Source organism: Pseudochelatococcus sp. B33 (assembly GCF_053570585.1).
In genome coordinates, this window is the sequence record NZ_JBSEFH010000014.1 from 43,352 (window position 1) to 67,809 (window position 24,458).

The window sequence follows — 24,458 nt, forward strand, 5'->3', positions numbered from 1 at the left end:
GTGGAACAACGGCACAGGCGCAATTGGAAGCTAATCACAACGGGAGGAGGAACTCATGAGGAGTTGGCGATTGTCGCTGTTCGCAGCGGCTTGCATATTCGGCGTATCGACCGGAGGCGTATTCGCGCAGAACGTGCCGCCGGCGATTGCCGAGCTGAAGGATCCCGCCGAAATCGAGCGGGTGCAGCAGTTGATCGACGGTGCCAAGAAAGAGGGCCGGCTGTCATGGCTGGGCCTTTTCATCGAGCCCCAGCACGGTCAGGCACTGATCGAGGGCTTCAAGAAACACTACGGCCTGCAGGATCACGTGATAGAGTATTCCTATCAGGATTCCGGCCTCATCGTCACGCAGACGGAGCAGCTCCTGTCCGCCAATCGCGACGTTCCGGACATCATCTGGACGGTCGCGTGGGCGTGGTATACCGATCTGCTCAATCGCGGCGAACTGCTCGAATATCATTCGCCATATCACGCGGAATACACGCTCTCGAAGCAGGCAGGACTGTCGAAGGAAGGTTATTGGGTTTCCGACGGCCACTTCTTTACGCCGATCTACAGCCCCTCCGGGCTTGCCAAGCACGGCGTCGAGAACTTCGAGCCCAAGAGTCTCGCCGATCTGATCGATCCGCGCATTCGCGGCCTGGCGTCCATTCCCAACATCCCCGGCTCGACCTCGAACTCGCCCGCCGGCATCGGCTGGCTCAAGGCGATGGGCGAAGAGTGGTATTTCGAGCTCGCCAAAGTGGTGCAGCCGGTGCTGCGCGGCGGTTCGGCCCAGGGCCGCGACTGGGTCGGCTCGGGTGAATACCCGATCAGCCTCATGAGCCACGCCAAGGACGCCCAGACACTTTGGGAGCGCAACGTGGACGTCAAGGTCATGTATCCGAAGGAAGGCATCGTCATGCTGCCCTTCGCGCCGGTCATCATGAAGAAGGGGAAGAATCCGAACACCGCCAAACTGTTCATCGACTTTGCGGCCTCCGCGCGCGGCGCGCAGATCCGCATGGATGCGGGTGTACTGATGTTCTACGGCCGCCCGGGCATTGAATCGATCAACCGCGAACTGCTGACCAGTTGGGAAGAGACACCCGTCGCGGAGTTCGACTGGGATGTCGACGGCTCGCTGGAAACGCTGGCCAAGTTCCGCGACATGTTCGTCCGAACAGGGCTCGGCGAATAGGAACGCAAGAGGGCGCGCCAACGTTTGCGCGCCCTTTGCTTGCGGTTGTTCCGCCAGAGGGGACGGCAAGGGAGGAATTTGTGAGCACAGCGTCGATGACATACGCGAAACCGCGTTCCCGGCTGGCGCCGAACCATGCGTCGGGCATGCTGGTGATGACGATCATCTATGCCGGCCTGGCTGCCACGGTGGTGTTTCCGCTGCTCGCGGTTTTGGTGCAGGCCTTCTTTCACGGGCCGGGAGTGAACGTAGAGAACCTGCGCAATGTGTTCACGTCTCCGCTCATCGTCAGGGCGATCTACAATACCATCGCCATCAGCGTCATGGCCGTTGTCCTGGCCGCGTTCCTGGGCGTGAGCCTCGCGTGGCTCAACGCAAGAACGGACATGCCGTTCAAGCGGTACTTCGAGCCGCTGAACATGATCCCGTTCTATCTTTCCAGCGTCGTCGGCGCCCTGAGCTGGCAGGTCGTGGCGGCGCCTCGAAGCGGCATGCTCAATACGCTCCTTGCCCCGATCACGGGGGGAGCGGTGTTCAATATCTACAGCATCTGGGGCGTGGCCCTCGTTCTGGGCATCTTCTACACGCCCTACATCTATCTCTTCACGCTCGGCAGCCTCAAGAGCATGGACGCCTCGCTGGAGGAGGCCGCCCGCACGTCGGGGGCCTCCATTCTGCAGACCGCGCTCCGCATCACGATACCGCTGTCCGCCCCTGCCATCACCTCTTCGTGCATGCTGGTGTTCATGACCGCCGCCGGCATCTTCGGCGTGCCGCTGCTGCTGGGAACTCCGGGCCGCGTGCATACGCTTTCGACGCTCATCTACCGCTATGTTTCGGACTACCCCACCGATTACGGCACGGCAGCCATCCTCAGCGCGGCGCTCTTCATCTTCGTCGTCATCCTGACGATCCTGCAGATGCGGATCCTCAGAGGCCGGCATTTCACCACCGTCACGGGCAAGGGCTACAAGCCGCGGCTCATCAACCTCGGGATGCTCGGCTGGTTCGCCGTGGGCCTCAACGGCCTCTACCTCCTGCTGGTGCTCGGCCCCTTCGTTGCACTGCTGATCGTGTCGTTCGCCGACGCGTGGACCGGCACGATCGATTTCAGCCGGTTTACCTGGATGAACTACTACCGCGTGCTCTTCGTCGACGAGACGGCGCAGCGCGGCTTCTTCAACAGCATGTTCATCGCGCCGGTGGGGGCGACGATATCCGTGTTCATCTGCCTGATCATGGCGCTGGTCGTGCGACGGACGCGTCTGCCGGGGCGCGAGGGCGTTGTCTGGCTCACGCTTCTTCCGCTCACCGTGCCGGGGATCGTGCTGGGCCTGGGCTTCCTCATCGCCTATCTGCAGTCACCGCTTTACGGCACCCTATGGATCATCATGATCGCCTACATCGTGAACTTCCTGCCGACGGGATTCCGCAACCTCGAGTCCCAGGTGCTTGCGGTGTCGACGGAGCTCGACGAGTCGGCGCGCATGTCCGGTGCCAACTGGCGCCAGGCGATGGTCAAGATCATGCTTCCGCTCGTCGCGCCGGGCATGGTGGCCACGTGGCTGCTGATGTTCGTCGCATTCATCAGGGAGGTGAGCGCCTCCATGATGCTCTTCACCTATGGCACGGAAACGCTCTCCATCGCCCTGATCCGGCTCATGGACTACGAGGCCTACGGGGTGTCGAGCGCCTTCGGCATCATGCAGACGGTGTTCCTGCTCGGTTGCGTGGCCATCATTCGCACCCTGTCAAACATTTGGGAAGATCGGCGTAGCCGGATCTGATTTCGGAGGAACCAGAAATGTCTATCAAGGACACCACGCTTGATCCCGTGCGGGACAGGCGTGCCCGGGGCGCAAACCATCAGCAGGCCGCAGGCGGCGTCTCGACGGACGCTGCGCAGAACCTGGTCGACTATCCGGTGCGGGTCGAAGGACTGGCCAAGGCCTACGGCTCGGTGGTCGCCGTGCGCGAGGTGAGCTTCAAGGTCAGGAAAGGAACGACGGTCACGCTGCTTGGTCCGAGCGGCTGCGGCAAGACCACGACGCTGCGCTGCATCGCCGGGCTCGAAGTGCCCACGGGCGGCCGCATCGTCATCGGCAACGAGGTTGTGTACGATCACGAGGCGAACCGGTTCGTGGAGCCTGAAAAGCGCAACATCGGCATGGTGTTCCAGTCCTACGCCATCTGGCCGCACATGACGGTGGGCGGCAATGTCGGCTTCCCTCTGGCCATCCGCGGCATGCCCAGGGCCGAGGTCGAGCAGCGGACGCAGCGCGTCCTTGAACTCGTCGGGCTCGGCGAGCTGACCAAGCGGCCGGCGGCGGCGCTGAGCGGCGGGCAGCAGCAGCGCGTCGCCCTGGCGCGCGCCCTTGTGCACGAGCCGAGCATCGTGCTCTTCGACGAACCGCTCTCGAACCTCGATGCCAATCTGCGTGAAAGGATGCGGACCGAGTTGCAGCTCCTGCAGGCAAAGCTCGGCTTTACCGCCATTTTCGTGACACACGATCAGCAGGAGGCGCTCGCCCTTTCCGATGACGTGATCATCATGAACCGCGGCGACATCGAGCAGACCGGATCGCCCAAGCAGGTGTTCCTGAACCCGAGGACGGAATTCACGGCGACCTTCCTCAACTACTCGAACGTCGTCACCGGCCATGTCCGATCGATACCCGAACCCGGGCAGGTCGAAATCGAGGGACCGGGCGGATTGGTGCTGAAGGCGAAATGGCGCTCGGAGCAAAGTCCGACAAAGGACGGCGCCTGCGCCGTGACATTCCGCGCCGATCAGGTCACGATCGCCCCGCCCGGCAAGCTGCATGGAGACAACGCCTTTACCGGGGAGGTCCGTACCGCGGCCTTCCTGGGCTCGTTTATCGACTATACCGTCCAAGGAGCCGGGGGCCAGGAAATCAAGGTCGAGGGATCGATCGGCGACGTGCTCGGCAAGGGCGCGCCGGTTGATCTGCAAGTGGCGCCTGAAAACTGTCACGCCTTTGCTCGTTGACTATCTAATATTATTATACAAGGGGAGAATGACTTGAGAATACTGATCGTGAAGCCCTATGCGGGCAAATCGCGGGAACTGGAGCATTGCCGGAAGATCGCGCGGCCGGATACCGAGGTGGACTTCGAGAACCTTGAGGGTGACTATCCCATTACCCACGTCCATCACGAGTTCTTTCGCCATCACGCGATTTCCGCCGCCCTCGAGCGCATCATGGCTGCGGAGGAAAAGGGGTATGACGGCGTCCTTATCGCCTGCGGTTCGGACCCCGGCCTGCTCGAAGCGCGTGAGCTGGTCGACATTCCGGTGAGCGGCACCCTCGAAGCCGCCGGCCACATCGCCTGCACCATGGGCCATAAGTTCTCCATCGTGACGGCGACGGACTACACCATCCCCCGAATGGAGACGGTGGCGCGCCAATACGGTTATGGTCACAAGCTCGCGTCGGTGCGCGCGCTCAACATTCCCGGCCGCAAGCTCTATGAGAACATCACGGCCCCGCAGACAGTGGTGGACACGGTCAATGCCATGGCCGAGCGTTGCGTGAAGGAGGACGGCGCCGAGGTCATCATCCTGACCGCCACGCTGGCAGCCAGCATGTACACCAACGCGACGAACGCGTCGGTCGCTGCCAACGGCGTTCCGCTGCTGGATGCGCTCGCGCTCGGCTTCAAGACCTGCGAGATGATGGTGGATCTGCGCCTGCGTGCCGGGATCGAGCCGGTCAGCCGCGTCAACCGGTTCAGGAAGCCCTATGAGCCGGAATACCGCAAGATGCGCGCGTTTATGGAACGCCCGCTCTACAGGGGGCTCAACCCCGACGAAGAGCCCGAACTTGTGGACCACTGAATCTGGTCCAGACCATGCATAGGTGTGAGAAGTGGGACCGCGCGCGAGGCCCCACTTTTTTGGTGTTCCGCATCCAGCCTTGAACAGTCAGAAGCAGACGCGAGATGAGCAGGTTTCCGGTCCTCCGCCACGTCGGATTTCGACATTTCCTGCTCTCGCGTATGTTCAGCGGTGCGGCGATCCAGGTACAGACCGTCGCCGTGGGCTGGCAGATCTATGACATCTCGCGGAACTCGCTGGACCTGGGGCTGGCCGGGCTCGCCGTGTTCCTGCCCTACATACCGCTCGTGCTGACGGCAGGCTCGGTGGCCGATCGCCATAGCCGCAGCGCGATCATGCTGCTGTGCGCGGCTGCGCAGGCAGGGTGCGCGCTGATCTTCTGTGCCTTCGCGCTGTCGGGCATGTCCGTCACCTGGCCGATGTTTCTCGTCCTCGTCATATTCGGGGCCACCCGCGCGTTCATCGGACCCGCGCAGCTTGCCCTGATCCCCAATCTCGTGCCGCAGAACGAACTGGGGCCGGCGGTGGCGCTGAATTCGGTCGCGGTGCGGCTTGCCGTTATCGCCGGGCCGATGATCGGCGGTGCGCTTTATGCGATATCGGGCGTGCTGGCCTACAGCATGTCGTTTGCGTTCTTCGTGCTGGCGGGTCTCTCGGTTCTGAAGATTCCGCCGGTGCCGCGTCAGGGAGCGCCGGTCTCGGGCGGCTGGCAGGAGGCGCTGGCCGGGTTCGTGCATATCGGGCGCGAACGGCTGCTTCTCGGCCTGATTTCGCTCGACCTTTTCGCGGTGGTGCTCGGCGGCGCCACCGCGCTGCTGCCCGTCTATGCCCGCGATATACTCCACGTCGGTCCGGTTGGCCTCGGCGTCCTGCATGGAGCCGCCGCGATAGGCTCGATCTCGACCGCGATACTCCTCAGCGCCCATCCGCTGCGCCGGAGTGTGGGCAAGATCATGCTGGTGTCGGTCGCCGTGTTCGGCGCCGCCATCGCCGTATTCGGGTTTTCCACGAACCCGATCCTGTCCTTTGCGGCGCTGGTCGTATCGGGCGGCGCCGACATGGTCAGCGTCTATGTCCGCCACACCCTGCTACAGGTCTGGACGCCCGACAGCCTGCGGGGGCGCGTCAATGCCGTCAACGGCGTGTTTCTCGGAGCCTCCAACGAGATCGGCGCATTCCGCGCCGGGACGTTTGCCGCGATGCTCGGGGCTGTTCCCACCGTCGTGATCGGCGGGCTGGGGACGGTGGCCGTCGCATTGCTATGGGTAAGGCTCTTCCCGGGTCTGCTGCGCGTTGAAACCATGGAGCCGAAGCAGCCCAAGATGGCCAGCTAAAGATGGTTCACTGCTGTCTCCGGAACGCGCGATAGACGATGGGCGCGATAGACGATGGGCGCGAGGGCTTCATCCTTTCGCGCCTCTGGTCAGAACGAGAAACGCGGCAGTGGCGGCCAGCAGGGTTGCGGCCAGGAAGATCATGACGGCCGACAGGCCCCAGAGCATCGCGATCGGGCTGGTCAGAGCCTGAATGATGGCCGCGCCGCCGAAGAAGGACAGGTTGACGGCCGCGAGCGCCTTGCCGGCATTGTCGGGCGAAACCGCGGCGCGTCCCATCGCGAAAAGGAGTGGCTGCACCGCAATGGCGGCGCCAAATGCCAGGAATGCGGCCATGTCGTAGCCGGCCGGCAACACCGGGATCCCGACGGAAGCGGACAGAATGCCGGAAGGCCCGCCGGCGGCGACGAGCAGCAGGGCAAGACCAGCCATACAGTGGCCGGCGGCGATCAACGCCCGGCGGTGGCCGATGCGGCGATCGAGGATACCGTAGATCATCGGGCCGGCAACCAGCGCCAGGGTCAGCGGCATCAGCGTATTGCCCACGGCAACGCGGCCGAGATGCTTGACCTCCATCAGCCAGGGACCGCCCCAGAGCCCGCGGATCGCGATCACGGCGGCAAACGAAACGAACGCGAGGATGATGACCCCACGCAGACGGGGCAGCAGCCCGATGCGGACGACCTCGCGCACCTCGGCCCGCAGCGTGGGTTTCTCGCCGGTGCGATCCGACAACGTGTTCGGAACGAAGAGCAGGACCAGCACGGCGATGACGATGGCGAGCACGGCAGACGTCCCGAATCCGGCGCGCCAGCCGTGCTGCTCGACGAGCCAGGCCATGGGACTGGCCGACAGGATCATGCCGGAGTTGCCAACGCCCTGAATCAACCCGGACCACAGTCCGAACTGCGTCGACGGCAGCATCTTCGCTGCCAGCGTCATCGGGCAAAGCAGCATGCCGCAGCAGCCAAGCCCCAGGATGATCTGCGCGATCAGGAAACCGGCGGCGCCCCCGACCAGAGCGGCAAGGGTCGCGCCCAGAGTGATGATGGCGAAGAGCGTCAGCGCGACGGGCCGCACCCCATAGCGGTCGAGCGCAATGCCGACCGGAATCTGTCCGGCGGCAAACGCGAGGTGATAGGCGCCGGTCAGGATTGCCAGCGTCTCCGGCGAAACCGAGATATCGGCGCTGATCACGTCGGCGGCGATCGCCGGCAGTGTCCGCAACAGGTTGGACAGCATGTGCCCGAGCGCGAGCACAAGAAGCGGCGCGCCGAACAGAAGTATGCTGCGAAGCGGATCGACCGTCTGTTCGATCCGCGCGGCGGACGTATACCGATTGGACATATGAAGATATCTTTCGATGGCCCTGGCTCAAGTATCGGCCGTCAGTCTAGAGCGGCGGATGGTCAATGGGAACCATGGCCGCCGGTGTGACCGCGGGCGCGATGCAGGCTCGTCCCGTTCAACGATGTGTCGCCGCTTTCAGCATCTCGGCTGCCCTCGCGTATCCGCCGTCCACGCCGTCCAGAAAATGCAGGTGCGCCTTCGGATCGCCCGACGGCACCAAACATGTCATCAGGGCATGCGTCTGGCGATGCGCGCCGTATCTGACATGGCCGCGCGCCGCCGCATCGCGCAGAATGTCCTCGGCCATGTTCGCCTGCTCTTCCGTACAGTCGAGCGTCAGCCGCAGAACGTCGTCGTACTTCCGGAAGTCGGAGTGGGAGGCTATTTCAAGCCATTCCTCCGGCTCGACCTGTATGTCCCGGCTTTTCGGCGCGGGCGCCGTCGTCGGCAGCGGATGGCCGCTCCGCAGGTCCTCGTCGAACACCGCGAGCACCTGCCGCGCCAGGGCGGTGAATATCGCGCTGACCGTCTCTTCCAGCGGCTCCACCAGCAGGGAAAGAATAATGCCATGACGATTGGGAATCGGCATCCACTCGCATGACAACCCGGTCAGGTCCGGCTTCGACGCATCGGGGGGCGGGACGATCGCGTAGCGCCCTCGTTTCAGTTCCGCCTCCGCCCATTTCAGCCCGCCACCCGCGAACATGGAATAGGCCGCATGGTCCGAAACAGCGTATCTTGCGATTCTGACATCGTGCCCGTTGGCGCGAATATCGTGCACCGGGACCAGTCCGCCGCGAAGGACCAGGTCGAGGTCCGCGCTGGCCGATGCGACGACCTGTTCCAGCGCGCACGTCGCCACGGCGCGCGCCCGGCACGGCACGGCGAATGCCGCTCCATCGCCGGCGAAGGTGAACGGAAAGTCGTAGCTGCCGAGCAGATTGCCGAGGGCGGCAACCACCGATACGCCCGCGAAATTGACATCCTGATACGCGCCCCGTTTGATGGCAGCGGTCGAATCGACCACGTCGGTCACGCCGATCAGCCAATCGTCGGGAAGCGCGTCATAAGCCGCGTAGTCGAGAAGGCGTTTGAAGTCGCTATAGGTTCGCGCCTGCCGGGATATTGCTTCAGCCATTGTCGCCTCCGTGCCGCGATTGCGCACGCTGCGTGGGTTGATCCTTACTTATCATATTATATCCAGCGCTGCGCCTCGCAGCGGTCACCATTGCGCGCCTTGCGCGCGTCACCGGCGTCCCCAGTCGCGCGGCCATGGAACCCTGCGGCAGGCTTGTGCGATCCGACACACTGCCGAACACGTGACGGACGGCGCCGGGATCTCGGCGAACTGGTCGCCGGTCAACTCGCCGACGTCGGGCGCCAGCGGGAACCGCGCGTTCGAAGCCGGGGCCGATCGCCCGCTCTTCCGCTTGACCCCGGCGAAGAGCGCTCGCATGGTCGGCCCATGAACATGCCCGACGCCCTTTCCCGATGCCTTGTGCTGAACACGGTGGCTGCCGCACGGACACTCCTGCGGCGCTATGACACCAAGCTGAAACCCTATGGTGTAACTGTTCAACAATTCGCATTGCTCGCCGCGATCCGCTTCCATCCAAAGGAATCGGTGGCCAACCTCGCGGCGAGAGTCTCGCTTGACCGGACCAGCCTGACCAGAAGCCTCGACCTGCTCGAGGGAAAAGGTCTCGTGCGCCGAGAGAGCTCGAGCGGCAACGTCAGGCTCTGCCAGCTCACCGAGGCGGGAGACCAGTTGCTCGATCGCCTGCTGCAGGAGTGGCAGAAAGCGCAAGCCGGGCTTCTTACCGGTCTCGCCGAGGACGATACGGAGAGCTATCTCCGCGTCGTCAGGCACCTGGCCAACGGGTGAACTCCGCCTCGCCGGGCTTGTATGCCGCCTGTAATGTGTATATGCACAGTGCAGATGCACTTGGGTGCTTTACACTTGAAGGCTTCACATTTGGAGGTTTGCATGCAGGACCCGATCGTCGTGACAGGCATGGGCGCGGTCACCCCGCTTGCAGCAGGCGTCGAAGCAAGCTGGAAGCGCCTTCTGGCAGGCAAGAGCGGCATTGGACGGAACACCCGCTTTGAGACCGAAGGCTGGAAATGCCGTATCGCGGGCCTCGTGCCCTCCCGCCGCGATGATCCGTCCGGTTTCGATCCCGAAGCTGCCATGTCGCCGCAAGAGCTGCGCAAGAGCGACCTTTTCATCCACTACGCGACGGCCGCGAGCGACGAGGCACTGGCGCAGGCCGGCTGGCGGCCGGGCAACCCGGCAGACGGAAGCCGCACCGCAACCGTGATCGGAACCGGCGTCGGCGGCGTCCCGGCGATCACCGCCGCCGCCGAGACCATCCGCACCGCGGGCGTCCGCCGTCTCTCGCCCTTCGTCGTCCCCTCGTTTCTTCCCAATCTCGCGACCGGGCAGGTCTCCATCCGCTACGGGTTCCACGGCCCTTCCGGCGCGCCGGTGACCGCCTGCGCGGCCTCGGCCCAGGCGATCGGCGACGCGATGCGGCTGATCCGCTCCGGCGAAGCGGACATCGCGCTTTGCGGCGGGACCGAAGCCTGTGTCGATCCGGTCGCCATCGGCGGGTTTACGGCGGCTCGCGCCCTGTCCTTCGGCTTCAACGACACGCCGGCACGAGCCTCCCGTCCCTTCGACACGGCGCATGACGGCTTCGTCCTGTCCGAGGGTGCCGCCATGCTCGTGATCGAACGGCTGAGCCATGCCGAGAAGCGGGGGGCGACACCGCTGGCCGTCATTGCGGGCTATGGCACGACGACGGATGCGCATCATGTCACCGCCGGGTGGCCCGACGGGCGCGAGGCGGCCAGAGCGATGAGAATGGCCCTGGCCATGGCGGGTCTGGCCCCGGAAGCAATCGGTTACGTCAATGCCCATGCGACCTCGACGCCCGTGGGCGATGCTGCTGAACTCGCCGCGCTGACACAGGTTTTCGGCCCTCGGGGCGGGAATGTTCCGGTCAGCTCCACCAAGTCCGCAACAGGACACATGCTGGGCGCCGCTGGAGCCATCGAAGCGGTTTTCTCGATCCTCGCGCTCCGGGACCAGACGCTGCCTCCCGGCCTCAACCTCGAAAGCCCCATGCCGGAGGCGGAAGGCTTCGACCTAATTGCGGGAGGGCCCCGGCGGGCTCCGGTCGAGCACGTGCTCTCCAATGCTTTCGGCTTCGGAGGCGTCAACGCGGCCCTGGTCCTTAGCCGATATCGGCGCTGACGCCTCATTTGCTGCGGGCCTCGCGATCCCGCGTCGAGAGGCGCACCAGCCACGCCGGCGTCCGTACAGCCAAAATCGCCTATAACTATTTTTATATCAATCATTTAACATCATTTTTCGGAATGCCGTTTCTCGATTTAAGATTTAGTCCATAGATTTAATTGACATAAGAGAAGCAGCTTTGTAACACTCGTCCGAAGCTCGGGAGCGCCGGCTGTGCCGGCCCGCTCCGTAGATCCCGGCTTCCCCGTCCGGGGATCCAGTGCACGCGGTGTTATAAGGACCTGACATGTCGCGCAAAATCAGACTTGGAGCCTTCCTCCCCGGCGGCGGCCAGCATATCGCTTCCTGGCGCCATCCGGACCAGCCGGCCGATGGGGCGGTGAACTTCGACTTCCACCGCCAGCTTGCCCAGACTGCGGAGCGCGGCCTGTTCGATGCCTACTTCCTGGCCGACGGTCTTTCCGTCGCGATCGGCGGCAAGGAAGGCGGCAACGCCAAGGCAGCCGGCTTCGAGCCGCTGACGCTGTTTTCCGCGCTTGCGCCGCTCACCACCCATCTCGGCTTCATTGCCACCGCCACCACGACCTATGAGGAGCCCTACACCACCGCCCGCAAGTTCGCCTCGCTGGACCTGATCTCCGGCGGCCGCGCCGGCTGGAATGTGGTGACCACGGTGGGTGACGACACCGCCCGCAACTTCAACCTCGACCGCCAGCCTTCCCATGCGGATCGCTACGAGCGGGCGCGCGAATACGTGGAGGTGGTGACGGCCCTGTGGGATAGCTGGGAAGACGGCGCCTTCATCCGCGACAAGGCGTCCGGCCGCTTCCTCGACAGGGACAAGGTCCACGCCATCAACCATCACGGCCGGCATTTCCGGGTGCAGGGGCCGCTGAACGTCTCCCGCTCGCCCCAGGGACAGCCGGTGATCGTGCAGGCGGGCTCGTCCGAGGCGGGCCGCCAGCTCGCGGCGGAAACGGCGGAGGTGATCTTCACCGCCCACCAGACGCTCGAATCCGCGCAGGAATTCTATTGCGACATCAAGCGCCGCGCCAAGGCCGCCGGCCGCAATCCGGACCACGTGCTCATCATGCCCGGCTTTGCCCCCTTCGTCGGGCGGACCGAGGAAGAGGCGCGCGAAAAATACCGCGCCCTCACCGATCTGATCGTTCCGGAGGACGGGGTGGCGCTGCTGAACACCTTCAGCGGCGGCACGCTGGACTTGTCCGACTATCCGCTGGACGGCCCCCTGCCACCCGCTCCCGAAACCGAGGGCAACAAGAGCCGGCAGGTGCTCATCCGCCGGATCGCCGACGACAACAACTTCACCATCCGCGAACTGTATTCATGGATTGCGACGGCGCGCGGCCATTACACCTTCGTGGGCTCGGCCCTTCAGACCGCCGACGAGCTGCAGGAATGGTTCGAGAACGAGGCCGCCGACGGCTTCAACATCCTGCCGCCGTACCTGCCCACCGCGCTCGAGGATTTCATCGATCTGGTGGTGCCGGAACTGCAGCGGCGCAACCTGTTCCGCACCGCCTACGAGGGACGGACGCTGCGCGAGAATCTCGGCCTGCCCAAACCGGAGAACCGCTGGAGCCGCCCCGTCGTCCAGGCGGCGGAATGAGCGCCGGCAGCGGAAGGAGAACGAGATGAGCCTTCAGGATGTGAACGGCACCGTCGCCGCCCTCGATCGCGAGGAGGCCGGCGGCCAGAAGCCGCTGCAGCCCTTCCTGGAGCGGGCCGGGCATTTCCTGTCCCGCTACGGTCTGCTCCTGGGCTTCCTGCTGCTATGGCAGGTGGCCAGCACGCGGAGCTGGGTTAACCCCTCCGTGTTCCCGCCCCTGGACGATATCGCCGCCTCCTTCTGGCAGGGCGTGACGCGGGGCTCGTTGCTGGCGGATCTGGGCATCTCTCTGCAACGCTCCGGGCTTGCCTTTGGCGCCGCCGTGGCGGTGGCCATTCCGCTCGGCCTGTTCATGGGGCAGATCCGGGCGGTGGAGCGGGCACTGGACCCCATTCTCCAGCTCTTCCGCCAGACCTCGGCGCTGGCGCTCTACCCGGTGTTCATCCTGCTGCTGGGCTTGGGGGAACTGTCCAAGGTGTTCGTCATCTTCTGGGCCACGATCTTCCCGCTGCTGCTGTCCACCATCGGCGGCGTGAAGGAGGTGGATCCCAAGCTCGTCGAGATGGCGCGGGTTTACGGCGCCTCACGCCTGCAGGTGTTCCGCCGGGTCGTGCTGCCCGGGGCGCTGCCGTCCATCTTCGTGGGCCTGCGTCTGTCGGCCACGATGGCGCTGCTGATGCTGATCGCCTCCGAAATGATCGGCGCCAACCAGGGCCTTGGCTTCCAGGTGATGAACGCCCAGTTCAACTTCCAGATCCCGCTGATGTTCTCGGCCATCTTCCTGCTCGCGGCTCTGGGGCTTCTGGCCAACTACAGCATCGTTCTCCTGCAGCGGCGGCTGTGCCGGTGGAGCAATACCCCGGTCTGAACCGAATTCATCCGAACCGATTTCCCGTCCTCCCTGCCAGAAAGGCACGACCATGACCTTCTCCTTCCGCAAGCTCGGTGCGGCCGCCCTCCTCGCCGCCGGCCTCGCCGCCGCCGGCCTTGCACCCGCTTTCGCCGAAACCCTTGCCTCGCCGGCGGATGCGTCCGACCCCTATGCCTTCCGCCACCTGCCCAATCGCGGCAGCGTCAGCCCGCACGAGCTCGCAGAGGCGCTGGGCTACTACGAGCCCTATGGCATCAAGCTGGAGAACAAGGGATTTGCGGGCGGCGGACCGGAGACGCTGTTCGGCCTTGCCGGAGGCAGCATCGATCTCGCCTCCGCCGCCACCTCGGCGGTGCTGAACTCCATCGCCAGCGGCAACGATTTCCTCATCGCCTATCCCTCCAACGGCATCCAGAAGGGAGTGGAAAGCATCTTCTACGTGCTGCAGGACAGCCCGATCAAAGCCGTGGAGGACCTGCAGGGCAAGACCATCTCGGTCAACACGCTGGGCGCGCATCTGGACTATACGATCCGCGAGGCCTTCCACCAGAAGGGGCTGCCGCAGAATTCCGCCAAGCTGGTGGTGGTGCCGGGCCCGCAGCTCGAGCAGACCCTGCGCGCGAAGCAGGTCGACGTGGCCGGTATCGGCTACTGGCAGACAACCTTCGGCGGCCAGCTCGAGGCCAACGGTGGGGTGCGGGCCATTTTCTCCGACACCGATGTGCTCGGAGAACTCGCCGGCGGCTTCGTGGTGTTCCGCCGCGATTTCGCCGAGAAGCACCCGAAGGCCGCCCGCTACTTCGTCGAGGGTGCGACCCGTGCGGCGGACTGGGCGCGCGAGAATCCGGAAGAGGCGCGCAAGCTGATCGGCGAGATTCTCGACAAGCGCGGCGAAAACGGCGAACTGGCGAAATTCTGGCTCGGCTTCGGCCTGCAGCCCGGCGCGCCGATCACGGATCGTGATGTGGACTTCTGGGTCGAGGCGCTCTCGCGCGAGGGGACGCTGCCTGCCGGCAAGATCAATGTCTCCGAGATCATCTTCCGGCCCGCATCCGTGAAGGCGGCGAATTGAGGTCACCATGACAGCCGCCGCACAGTCCACTCCCGGCTCTTCCCCCGCGTCCGCGCGGGGGGAGGTCTCGATCCGGGATCTCTCCAAGTCCTTCCGCATCGCCGGGCGCGACGTCGCGGTGCTGCGCAACCTGAATGTCGCCGTCGGCGCCGGGGAGAGCCTCGTCATCGTCGGCGCCAGCGGCTCGGGCAAGACGACGCTGCTGCGCATTCTCGCCGGGCTGGAGACCGCCGATTCCGGCGACGTGCGGGTCAGCGGCCGCAAGGTCAGCGGCGTCGGCGCGGAGCGGGCGATGATCTTTCAGGAGCCGCGCCTGCTGCCCTGGGTCAATGTGCTCGGCAACGTGGCCTTCGGGCTGGAATTGCGCAAGGTGGCGCGCAAGGAGGCCGAGGCGCAGGCGCGGCACTATATCTCCCTCGTGGGGCTCGCCGATTTCGCCGATGCGTTCCCCCGCCAGCTGTCGGGGGGCATGGCCCAGCGTGTGGGCATCGCCCGCGCGCTGGCAGTGCAGCCGGAGATCCTGCTGCTGGACGAGCCCTTCGGGGCACTCGACGCCATGACCAAGATCACCATGCAGAACGAGCTGACCCGCATCTGGCACGAGGAACAGGTGACCATGGTGCTGGTCACTCACGATCTGGAGGAAGCGGTCTATCTGGCCGACCGGGTGCTCGTTCTGCCGAAGGAGAAGCACCGCGCGCCCCAGCTCCTCGACATCGACCTGCCCCGCCCGCGTGACCGCAGTTCTCCGGCGTTCACGCGCTATCGCGAGGCGTTGCTGCACGAGTTCGGCCTGCACTAGGCTTTCTACGTTTCAATGAACCGCAGAAAGACTCTGGCTTTTTGATTTAACGCGTTTTCTTCACGCAAACCGGTATCCACTTTGCTTGAAAACACTTTGGAAGGTGACCCGCCCCGCCGTTCAGGCTGACGCAGCCGCTGTCAGCCCCCCTGCCCGCTCGATGAAGGCGACGACGGCGTCGACGCCGTCGCGGCGAAGCATGTCGGTGAAGACATACGGCTTGCTGCCGCGCTGGGCTCTGGCGTCGCTGTCCATCACGCCGAGATCCGCGCCGACATGGGGAGCAAGGTCCTTCTTGTTGATGATGAGCAGGTCGGAGCGCGTGATGCCCGGCCCGCCCTTGCGCGGGATCTTCTCGCCCTGGCAGACGGAGATGACGTAGATCGTCAGGTCGGCGAGATCCGGCGAGAAGGTCGCCGCCAGATTGTCGCCGCCGGATTCGACGAAGACGATATCGAGATCGGGGTGGCGTTGCGTCAGTTCCGCGATGGCCTGCAGGTTGATGGTCGCGTCCTCGCGAATGGCGGTGTGTGGACAGCCGCCCGTCTCGACACCGATGATGCGATCCTCGGGCAGCGCCTGAAGACGGCTGAGGATGAGGGCATCCTCCTTGGTATAGATGTCGTTGGTGACGACGGCGACCGAATAGCGGCCGCGCAGGGCCTTGCACAGCACCTCGGTGACGGTGGTCTTGCCCGAACCGACCGGACCGCCGATGCCGATGCGCAAAGGGCCGTTGGGTGACGTCATGGCCGTTCCCCGCTTCAGTCGTGACGATGATGGTGATCATGCGCATGGGAATGTGCATGATCATGGGCATGGGAATGGCCGCCGTGATAGGCGCCGCGCACCGGCTGGAACCGTTCGACGATCTCGCTCACCCGCGCGCCGAGCCCTTCCAGCATCGCCCGGATGACATGGTCGCGCAGGATGAGGATGCGGTCCTCCTCGATCTGCGCCGGCAGGTGGCGGTTGCCGAGATGCCAGGCGAGCTCGGCGAGGTGCAGCCCGTCGCGCGGGCGCACCTCGTAGAGCGCTTCCTCCGCCGCGACGATTTCGGCGAGCCGGCCGTCCTCCAGAACGAGCACGTCGCCGTGGCGGAACGCGACCGCCTCGGGCAGATCGACCAGCACCTGTTCTCCCTGCCGCAGGGTCAGCGTCTTGCGCCGCAGGTGCCGTTCGTCGTGGGCGAGAACGACGGTGTCGAACGGCGTGCCCTGATACCGGCCGGCATGGTTGTGTGCAGTAACCCGGAGCATGTCAGCCTCTAAAGCAGTTTGCGTTTAATTTGAGCATCAAATTAAACGCAAGTAGCGAAAAACGATAGAAATGAGAGCGGGTTGCGCAACGGACCCTGGTTCGACAATTATGCAACCCGCTCTAGAACAGAAAGTAGCGCTGGGCCATCGGCAGCACCTCGGCCGGTTCGCAGGTAATGAGCTGCCCGTCGACGCGCACCTCATAGGTCTGCGGATCGACCTCGATGCGGGGCGTGAGGCTGTTGTGGATCAGGTCCTTCTTGCGGATGTCGCGCGTGCCGCGCACGGCCGCGAGCGCCTTCTGCAGCCCGAGCCTCTCGCCGATGCCGTCATCGAGGGACGCTTTCGACACGAAGGTGACGCCCGTCGTCTTTCGCGCCCGGCCCAGCACGCCGAACATCGGCCGGTAGTGCACCGGCTGCGGGGTCGAGATGGAGGCGTTCGGATCGCCCATGGGTGCGGCCGCGATCATGCCGCCGATCGTGACCAGCGCCGGCTTGACGCCGAAGAAGGCCGGCTTCCACAACACCAGATCGGCGCGCTTGCCGACTTCGACCGACCCGATCTCATGGGCGATGCCGTGGGTGATCGCCGGGTTGATGGTGTACTTCGCGACGTAGCGCCGGACGCGAAAATTGTCGTTGCCGTTCCCGTCCTCCGGCAGGGGGCCGCGCTGGACCTTCATCTTGTGGGCGGTCTGCCAGCAGCGCAGCGCGGTCTCGCCGATGCGGCCCATGGCCTGCGAATCCGACGACATGATGCTGAAGGCGCCGAGATCGTGGAGAATGTCCTCGGCCGCGATCGTCTCCTTGCGGATGCGCGACTCGGCGAAGGCCACGTCTTCGGGAATCCGGGAGCTCAGGTGATGGCAGACCATCAGCATGTCCAGATGCTCGTCGATGGTGTTGACGGTGTAGGGGCGCGTCGGATTGGTGGAGGCGGGCAGGATGTTGTCCTGCCCGCAGGCGGTGATGATGTCCGGCGCATGGCCGCCGCCGGCGCCCTCGGTATGGAAGCTGTGGATGGCGCGGCCCTTCATCGCCGCGAAAGTATCCCTGACGAAGCCGCTCTCGTTCAGCGTATCGGTGTGGATGGCGACCTGCACGTCCTCCAGATCCGCCACCGACAGGCAGTTGTCGATGGCGGCGGGGGTGGTGCCCCAGTCCTCGTGCAGCTTCAGCCCCATGACGCCGGCGCGGATCTGCTCGTGCAGGGGCTCCGGCAGGCTGGCGTTGCCCTTGCCGAGCAGGCCGACATTGACCGGCAGGTCCTCGATCGCCTCGAGCATCCGGTGAATGTTCCACGGGCCGGGCGTCACGGTGGTCGCCAGCGTGCCGACCGACGGGCCGGTGCCGCCGCCGATCAGCGTGGTCGTGCCGCTCGCCAGGGCTTCGTCGGCCTGCTGGGGGCAGATGAAGTGAATGTGCGTGTCGATGGCGCCCGCCGTCAGGATCTTGCCTTCGCCGGCGATCACGTCCGTGCCCGGTCCGATGACGATGTCGACGTTGGGCTGGATATCGGGATTGCCCGCCTTGCCGATGCCGGCGATGCGGCCGTCCTTGATGCCCACGTCGGCCTTGACGATGCCCCAGTGGTCGACGATGACGGCGTTGGTGATGACGAGGTCGACCGTTTCCGCCGCCCCGCGCTGGCTCTGGCCCATGCCGTCGCGGATGACCTTGCCGCCGCCGAACGTGACCTCCTCGCCGTAGGTCGTGCGATCCTCCTCCACCTCGATGATGAGATCGGTATCGGCAAGCCGCACCCTGTCGCCCTTGGTCGGGCCGTAGAGGTCCGCGTATGCCCTGCGTGCGATCGTCGCCATGCCTCAGCCCTCCAGCTTGCCCATGACCCTGGCCGCGAAGCCGTAGACGGTCCGCTCCCCGGCGAGCGCGACGATCTCGACGCTGCGCTCCTGACCGGGCTCGAACCGGACCGCTGTCCCGGCCGGAATGTTGAGGCGGAAGCCGCGCGTCGCCTCCCGATCGAAGATCAGGGCATCGTTCGTCTCGTAGAAATGGTAGTGGGAGCCGACCTGGATCGGCCGGTCGCCGGCATTCGCGACCTTGATACGACGCACTTCCCGGCCCGCATTGAGTTCGAGCGTGCCTTCGCCGATCAAGAATTCACCCGGAATCATGGCGCACCTCACGGAATGGGGTTGTGGACGGTGACGAGCTTGGTGCCGTCGGGGAAGGTCGCTTCCACCTGGATGTCGTGGATCATCTCGGGGACGCCTTCCATGACATCGTCGCGCGTCAGCAGGGTCGCGCCGTGGGACATGAGCTCCGCCACGGTCCTGCCCTCGCGGGCGCCCTCCATGATGGCGGCGGAGATATAGGCGACGACCTCGGGATAGTTGAGCTTGACGCCGCGCGCCAGGCGGCGCTCGGCCAGCAGCGCGGCCGTGAAGATCAGCAGCTTGTCTTTCTCGCGCGGTAGCAGTTCCATCAGGAGGTCCCCATCATGTCGCCCGAATGCATCACGTTGCCCATATTCTCGGCGCGCTTGCCGGCTTGCGCTGCGTCGCCATGCGAAGCGCGTGCCAAGCGCGCGTGAAGAGCGCTTTCCCCTCCTCGGCCTGAGGGCCGAGATAGCGGCAGACGACGGCCTCGGCCAGCTGGCTGACCGAGAACCGGGACCCGCCAGCCTCTCCGATCTCCCGCCGGACCGCCGCGTCCAGTCCCTCGCGCAAGGGGCCGGCATAGACCATGGTGCCGCAGACAGGCTGCCCGGCGAAGGCGTAGCGGGCCTCCAGCAGCGGCGAACCGCCGCTCACGCGCAAGCGCTCGAACCAGATTTTCCGGCCGCCGCGCCTGATCTCGACGCGCTGCGTGACGGCCCCGCTGCCGAACAGCTCCCGCGCCGCCGGGCGGCCGAGGCAGATGAAGTCCCAGCCGATATAGGCCGCGTCGCCATGCAGTGTCACGCCCGTTTCGATTGCGGCGTCGGCGCCGTCGAACACGATGGCCTCCTGCGGCAGGTACTCGCAGACGGCGCCGTCGGCGATGTCGACGACGCTGCGCTGGACGGCGCGCGCGGACGCCGTGCGATAGAATTTGGTCGCGCCCGGCGTCGTCAGCACGCACCGCGTGCCTTCATCCAGATGCAGCATGATATTCAGCTCGTCGCCGCCGGCAACCCCGCCGGGCGGATGCAGCAGATAGACATGACAGGTGCCGTCGGCCTCGGGATAGAACGGCCGCTGGACAGCAAGCGGCCCCTCGTGGCGGCGACGGAAAAGCCGCGTCCGCCCGGGCGCCGCCGCATCGAACCACAGTTCCAGCTCGCCCTTCCAGCGACGCGACACGGCGCCATCGCACGCGACGTCCATCAACCCGCCTTCCGCAGCATCGCCGGAACAACCCTTCGTCACAGGCTGGCGCCATTGCCGGCATCAGGTAACATTCTGCTCCATATGCCTTATTTTTAAGCAACTGCCTCAGCGGATGCACTTTCCGGACTATTTGACGCGATGGCGGGGCATTGGCAAGCGGTATTCGCCGCCCGGCGACACGGCGCCCGGACATCTTGCGCCGGCCGCGATCAGGAGCGGAACAGCCGGCTGTGCTGGTGTTCGTGCCAGGCGCTCGCCATCGCCATGCCGACGGCCGTATTGCCGATCTCGTCATCGGGCGTGCTTTCGGCGATGCGGGCGCAATGGCCGATGACGTCGACGGCGCCGATCAGGATGCGCTGGCCGGTGGTCTGGCCGAGCGGCACCAGACGGATCGCCGCCGACACCTGCCCCTCCACCACCATCCAGAGCAGCCCCGTCAGCGCCGCCCGGGGTTCGATCCGCCAATGATGGGCCGCGAGGGCGAAGCCGGCCGGAAAGCTGATCGCCCGCTCCCGGAAAGGGCGAACCGCCGCGATGTCCAGATCGACCAGCAACCGACGCAGGGCGTCGCCCATGAGCCTGTCCTCCATCTGGAGTTCGCGGCTCTCGCGGCTCGCCTGCACCCAGTCGTCGGCCACGACGAAGGCATCGGCATCGCCACGGCGCAGCGCCGCCGTCATGCACAGGAAAAGCGGGCCGTCGATCCTGGCGAAGGAGTGTTCCAGCGTGCCGTATATCCATGCGGCGGCTTGTGCTTCATTCGTGACCCAACCATGATGCACCGCCGATTCGAGCCCGCGCGAGTAGGAGAAGGCGCCGGTGGGCAAGGTCGGACTGACGAGGCGCAGCAGGTGGATCGGAGGGGGACAATCGGAATTCATTCTCGACCGATGCTGAAAGGGACCGATGAAGCGTAGCGCGGATTGCCGGGCATGTCGCCGGCAATCCGGCATCTGGCGCGCCTCTTGCTTGGTCTGTGCCGTCGATGCGCGACGGCGCGATCACTATGGAGGGATGCGATGGTGGCTTTCGACGAAATGTACGGTCTTCCGGGCGAGAGCGGAACAAGGGCGCCTTACGAGGATCTGCGGCGCTGGCTGGAGACGACGACCTGCGAGCAGTTCGCCGTGCGCCGCAGCCAGGCGGAACTGTTCTTCAGGCGCATCGGGATCACGTTTTCCGTCTATGGCGAGGCGGAAGCCAACGAGCGCATCATTCCCTTCGACATCATTCCGCGCATCCTGCGGCGCACCGAGTGGACAGCCCTCGAAAAAGGCCTGCGGCAGCGCGTCACGGCCCTGAACATGTTTCTGGCGGACGTATACGGCGCGGGCGAATGCGTCCGGGCCGGCATCGTTCCTGCCGAGCTGATCTACAACAATCCGGGCTATTCGCCGAGAATGGCCGGATGCGCCGTGCCGCACAATCTCTATGTCCATATCGCCGGCATCGACATCGTGCGGGTCAGTGAAGACACATTCTACGTGCTGGAAGACAACGTCCGCACGCCGTCCGGCGTCTCCTACATGCTGGAGAACCGCGAAGCGATGATGCGGCTGTTCCCGGAGCTTTTCGCCTGCCATCGGATCGCGCCCGTGGAAGTGTATCCCGAAGCGCTGCTGGCGACGTTGCAGTCCATCGCGCCGGCCGGGGCGTCCGCCAATCCGACGATCGTGCTGCTGACGCCCGGACAATACAACTCCGCCTTCTACGAGCACTCGTTCCTCGCCGACAAGCTCGGGGTCGAACTGGTGGAAGGCAGCGATCTGATGGTGCGCGACGACGTGATCTACATGCGCACGACACAGGGCCTGCGGCGGGTCGACGTAATCTACAGGCGCATCGACGACGATTTTCTCGACCCCCTCGCCTTCAGGACGGACTCCATTCTGGGCGTGCCCGGACTGATGGACGCCTACCTCGCCGGAAACGTCACCCTGACGAACGCGGTGGGAACGGGCGTCGCCGACGACAAGGCCATCTACAGCTACATGCCAGACATCATCCGCTTCTTCACCGGCGAGGAGCCGCTGCTGGGCAACGTCCCGACCTGGCGCTGCCGCGAGCCGGAAGCGCTGTCCTACGTGCTCGACCATCTGCCGGAACTGGTCGTCAAGGAGGTGAACGGCTCGGGAGGCTACGGCATGCTCGTGGGACCCGCCGCGACGCGCGCCGAGATCGAGCAGTTCCGCAGGAAACTGCAGCACGCGCCGGACAAGTTCATCGCCCAGCCGACGCTGGCGCTCTCGACCTGTCCGACCTTCGTGGCCTCCGGCGTGGCGCCGCGCCACGTCGACCTGCGCCCGTTCGTACTCTCCGGGGCGGACGGAATCCAGGTGGTTCCCGGCGGACTGACGCGCGTCGCGCTCAAGAACGGCTCGCTCATCGTCAACTCCAGCCAGGGCGGCGGCACCAAGGACACATGGATTCTTGATGACTAATAGAGTTCATTGATCGCCAAAAGTAACGATACACAAAACTATTGTCATCATGGGTGGCGCTAATGTTGTCTAGAACGGCGGAGAATATTTACTGGAGCGCTCGTTATCTGGAGCGCGCCGATTTTCAGGCCCGAATTCTGGATGCCTGCATGCGGCTGGCATCCCTGCCCGCGAGCTATGCGGGCAAGGGGAGCGCGTGGGACGGGGCCATCGCCTCGGCCGGCGGCGCGCAGTTCTTCCGGACGCTTTACGACCGCGTCGATGAATGGACGGTACGCGAGTTCATCGCCTTCAATCCGGCCAATCCGTCGTCCATCAGCAACTGCCTGATGACGGCGCGCAACAATGCCCGCGCCGTGCGCACCGCGCTGACCAGCGAGATGTGGGAGGTCATCAACGATGCCTGGCTCGAGCTCAAGAACGGCGCCGGGCGGGAGATGGACAGGGACCAGTTCGTCCGCTTCATTTCCTGGGTGAAGAACGTCGCGCAGAGCTTCGAGGGCGCGGCGCATCGCACCATGCTGCGCAACGACGCCTACTATTTCATGCGCATCGGCGGTTCGATCGAACGGGCCGACAACACGGCGCGTATCCTCGACGTCAAGTACCATCTGCTGCTTCCCGCCAACGAAGCCGTCGGCGGCGGCCTCGACTATTTCCAGTGGACCACGATCCTGCGCGAGGTTTCGGCGCTGACGGCCTATCACTGGGTCTATCGGGAAAGCATCAAACCGTGGCTCGTCGCGGACCTTCTCATCCTCAACCACCAGATGCCGCGATCGCTGGCGAGCTGCTATGAGGTGCTCGTGCGATACCTCGATCTGCTGGCGGACATGTACGACGAATCCGGCGATTCCCAAAAGATCGCGAAGGAGACGCTCGCCGAACTGCGCATGCGGTGCGTCGAGCGGCTTTTCCAGGAGGGGCTGCACGAGTTCATCACCGGCTTCATCGGCCGCAACAACAAGCTCGGCGGCGTGATCGCGCAGCAATATCTGCAACTGACCGCCTGACGCCACGAGACCCCGTCCCGGACCGGGCCGGACGCACTTTGCCGAAACGTCGCGCCGGACGTATAAACGGCGCACGAACGAACGCGCACGAAAGCGGCCCCGTGGCACGCCCTTCGGCGCGAGGACATCACGACGGAGCGATCAGGATGACTTATTGCGTTGGCATATGCGTCGAGGACGGATTGGTCATGATCGCCGACACGCGCACCAATGCGGGGGTCGACAATGTCTCGACATACCGCAAGCTGCGCCTGTTTCCGGTTCCCGGCGAAAAGATCTTCATCATCGCCACCGCCGGCAACCTGTCCATATCGCAATCCGTCATCAACCTGCTGCAGGAAGGGCTTGTGCATCCGCAGACCGGTGAGCGCGAGCGGCTCATCGACATGCCATCGACATTCCATGCGGCGCAGCTCATCGGCCGCGCCGTGCAGCAGCTCAACGCGGAACAGGGCGAGGCGCTCGCGCGGGCCAACGTCGCGGCCGACGTCACCTTCCTTCTCGGCGGGCAGGTCGCCGGCGAGGACCTGCGCCTCTTCATGATCTACGCCGCCGGCAACTTCATCGAGTGCGGGCAGGAGACGCCGTTTCTGCAGATCGGCGAACACAAGTACGGCAAGCCGATACTCGACCGCTCGATCACCTTCAAGACCGGCCTGCACGAGGCGGTGAAGCTCGGCCTCATCTCAATGGATTCGACCTTGCGGTCCAACATCGGCGTCGGGCTGCCGCTGGATCTGGTGACGGTGCGGCGGGGGGCGCTCGCGCCCGAGACAACCTATCGCGTCGAAGCCGACGATCCCTATTTCCGCGATCTCAGCGACCGCTGGTCCGCCGCGCTCAGGGCGGCCCACAAGGCCATTCCCGCCCCGCCCTATTTCTAGCCACCCGCGGCATTCTGCCCAACTTTTAACCAGCCCGGCGCGTTTCCCGTTCCCCGGCTGGACGGGAAACGCTCACCCGAGTGTCGGCATGCTCAACTTCGGCATGCTCAACTGTTGGCATGCGCCTTGCTTTTCCGGATGAGACGGCCGGAGCGAGACGG

At 65.0% G+C, this 24,458-nt stretch carries 23 protein-coding genes; 14 read left to right on the forward strand and 9 right to left on the reverse strand.

All coding sequences use genetic code 11. From position 1 onward, the window contains the following. The first annotated feature begins 70 nt into the window (after positions 1–70). The 5 genes from ACUSIJ_RS16470 (at position 71) to ACUSIJ_RS16490 (ending at position 6,373) form a co-directional block, all read left to right on the forward strand. Positions 71–1,180: an ABC transporter substrate-binding protein gene (locus ACUSIJ_RS16470; protein WP_449309502.1), complete on the forward strand. Its 1,110-nt coding sequence runs from the start codon at positions 71–73 to the stop codon at positions 1,178–1,180. Positions 1,181–1,275: 95 nt separating this feature from the next. After that, positions 1,276–2,967 (forward strand): ABC transporter permease, encoded by a 1,692-nt coding sequence (locus ACUSIJ_RS16475; protein WP_449309503.1) that lies wholly within the window; start codon positions 1,276–1,278, stop codon positions 2,965–2,967. 17 nt (positions 2,968–2,984) lie between these two features. After that, complete coding sequence (locus tag ACUSIJ_RS16480; protein ID WP_449309504.1) at positions 2,985–4,190, forward strand: ABC transporter ATP-binding protein; 1,206 nt, start codon at positions 2,985–2,987, stop codon at positions 4,188–4,190. Between the two features lie 33 nt (positions 4,191–4,223). Beyond that, positions 4,224–5,039: an aspartate/glutamate racemase family protein gene (locus tag ACUSIJ_RS16485; protein ID WP_449309505.1), complete on the forward strand. Its 816-nt coding sequence runs from the start codon at positions 4,224–4,226 to the stop codon at positions 5,037–5,039. Between the two features lie 104 nt (positions 5,040–5,143). Continuing rightward, entirely contained in the window at positions 5,144–6,373 is a 1,230-nt protein-coding gene (locus ACUSIJ_RS16490) for an MFS transporter (protein ID WP_449309506.1), read from the forward strand. A 69-nt stretch (positions 6,374–6,442) separates the two neighbouring features. Here ACUSIJ_RS16490 and ACUSIJ_RS16495 read toward each other — a convergent pair whose 3' ends face one another. Further along, complete coding sequence (locus ACUSIJ_RS16495; RefSeq protein WP_449309507.1) at positions 6,443–7,720, reverse strand: MFS transporter; 1,278 nt, start codon at positions 7,718–7,720, stop codon at positions 6,443–6,445. A gap of 118 nt (positions 7,721–7,838) precedes the next feature. Next, the gene (locus ACUSIJ_RS16500; RefSeq protein ID WP_449309508.1) at positions 7,839–8,861 is read right to left on the reverse strand and encodes a DUF3095 family protein; all 1,023 of its coding nucleotides are present in this window, start codon (positions 8,859–8,861) and stop codon (positions 7,839–7,841) included. A gap of 327 nt (positions 8,862–9,188) precedes the next feature. On the opposite strand from ACUSIJ_RS16500, the gene ACUSIJ_RS16505 reads away from it, so the two are divergent. The 6 genes from ACUSIJ_RS16505 to ACUSIJ_RS16530 all read left to right on the forward strand — a co-directional run bounded on the left by ACUSIJ_RS16505 (position 9,189) and on the right by ACUSIJ_RS16530 (position 15,360). Then, positions 9,189–9,608 carry a MarR family winged helix-turn-helix transcriptional regulator gene (locus ACUSIJ_RS16505; protein ID WP_449309509.1) on the forward strand — a complete coding sequence of 140 codons (420 nt, stop codon included), beginning with the start codon at positions 9,189–9,191 and terminating at the stop codon, positions 9,606–9,608. Positions 9,609–9,710: 102 nt separating this feature from the next. Next, a complete protein-coding gene (fabF, locus tag ACUSIJ_RS16510; RefSeq protein WP_449309510.1) occupies positions 9,711–10,982 on the forward strand; it encodes a beta-ketoacyl-ACP synthase II in 1,272 nt (423 codons plus the stop codon). 289 nt (positions 10,983–11,271) lie between these two features. Continuing rightward, entirely contained in the window at positions 11,272–12,615 is a 1,344-nt protein-coding gene (locus ACUSIJ_RS16515; protein WP_449309511.1) for an LLM class flavin-dependent oxidoreductase, read from the forward strand. Between the two features lie 25 nt (positions 12,616–12,640). Continuing rightward, on the forward strand, positions 12,641–13,483 hold the full coding sequence (locus ACUSIJ_RS16520) for an ABC transporter permease (protein WP_449309512.1): 843 nt from the start codon (positions 12,641–12,643) through the stop codon (positions 13,481–13,483). Between the two features lie 52 nt (positions 13,484–13,535). Then, complete coding sequence (locus ACUSIJ_RS16525; protein ID WP_449309513.1) at positions 13,536–14,558, forward strand: ABC transporter substrate-binding protein; 1,023 nt, start codon at positions 13,536–13,538, stop codon at positions 14,556–14,558. Positions 14,559–14,565: 7 nt separating this feature from the next. Beyond that, positions 14,566–15,360: an ABC transporter ATP-binding protein gene (locus tag ACUSIJ_RS16530; RefSeq protein ID WP_449309514.1), complete on the forward strand. Its 795-nt coding sequence runs from the start codon at positions 14,566–14,568 to the stop codon at positions 15,358–15,360. Between the two features lie 120 nt (positions 15,361–15,480). Here the strand turns inward: ACUSIJ_RS16530 and ureG are convergent, their stop codons facing one another. The 7 genes from ureG to ACUSIJ_RS16565 all read right to left on the reverse strand — a co-directional run bounded on the left by ureG (position 15,481) and on the right by ACUSIJ_RS16565 (position 20,840). Beyond that, positions 15,481–16,110, reverse strand: a complete 630-nt coding sequence (gene ureG, locus ACUSIJ_RS16535; RefSeq protein ID WP_449309515.1) for an urease accessory protein UreG — start codon at positions 16,108–16,110, stop codon at positions 15,481–15,483. 14 nt (positions 16,111–16,124) lie between these two features. Then, positions 16,125–16,619 (reverse strand): urease accessory protein UreE, encoded by a 495-nt coding sequence (gene ureE, locus ACUSIJ_RS16540; RefSeq protein ID WP_449309516.1) that lies wholly within the window; start codon positions 16,617–16,619, stop codon positions 16,125–16,127. A 121-nt stretch (positions 16,620–16,740) separates the two neighbouring features. Beyond that, a complete protein-coding gene (gene ureC / locus ACUSIJ_RS16545) occupies positions 16,741–18,444 on the reverse strand; it encodes an urease subunit alpha (protein WP_449309517.1) in 1,704 nt (567 codons plus the stop codon). Between the two features lie 3 nt (positions 18,445–18,447). Next, the gene (locus ACUSIJ_RS16550; protein WP_449309518.1) at positions 18,448–18,759 is read right to left on the reverse strand and encodes an urease subunit beta; all 312 of its coding nucleotides are present in this window, start codon (positions 18,757–18,759) and stop codon (positions 18,448–18,450) included. Positions 18,760–18,767: 8 nt separating this feature from the next. Further along, positions 18,768–19,070 (reverse strand): urease subunit gamma, encoded by a 303-nt coding sequence (ureA, locus tag ACUSIJ_RS16555; protein ID WP_449309519.1) that lies wholly within the window; start codon positions 19,068–19,070, stop codon positions 18,768–18,770. Positions 19,071–19,101: 31 nt separating this feature from the next. Further along, positions 19,102–19,953, reverse strand: coding sequence for an urease accessory protein UreD (locus tag ACUSIJ_RS16560; protein ID WP_449309520.1), 852 nt, complete (start codon positions 19,951–19,953; stop codon positions 19,102–19,104). A 212-nt stretch (positions 19,954–20,165) separates the two neighbouring features. Then, a complete protein-coding gene (locus tag ACUSIJ_RS16565) occupies positions 20,166–20,840 on the reverse strand; it encodes an urease accessory protein UreF (RefSeq protein WP_449309521.1) in 675 nt (224 codons plus the stop codon). Positions 20,841–20,978: 138 nt separating this feature from the next. Between ACUSIJ_RS16565 and ACUSIJ_RS16570 the strand changes: the two genes are divergently transcribed. The 3 genes from ACUSIJ_RS16570 to ACUSIJ_RS16580 all read left to right on the forward strand — a co-directional run bounded on the left by ACUSIJ_RS16570 (position 20,979) and on the right by ACUSIJ_RS16580 (position 24,297). Continuing rightward, entirely contained in the window at positions 20,979–22,400 is a 1,422-nt protein-coding gene (locus tag ACUSIJ_RS16570; RefSeq protein WP_449309522.1) for a circularly permuted type 2 ATP-grasp protein, read from the forward strand. 62 nt (positions 22,401–22,462) lie between these two features. Beyond that, positions 22,463–23,413: an alpha-E domain-containing protein gene (locus ACUSIJ_RS16575; protein ID WP_449309523.1), complete on the forward strand. Its 951-nt coding sequence runs from the start codon at positions 22,463–22,465 to the stop codon at positions 23,411–23,413. A gap of 146 nt (positions 23,414–23,559) precedes the next feature. Further along, a complete protein-coding gene (locus tag ACUSIJ_RS16580) occupies positions 23,560–24,297 on the forward strand; it encodes a peptidase (protein ID WP_449309524.1) in 738 nt (245 codons plus the stop codon). Positions 24,298–24,458: the final 161 nt, after the last annotated feature.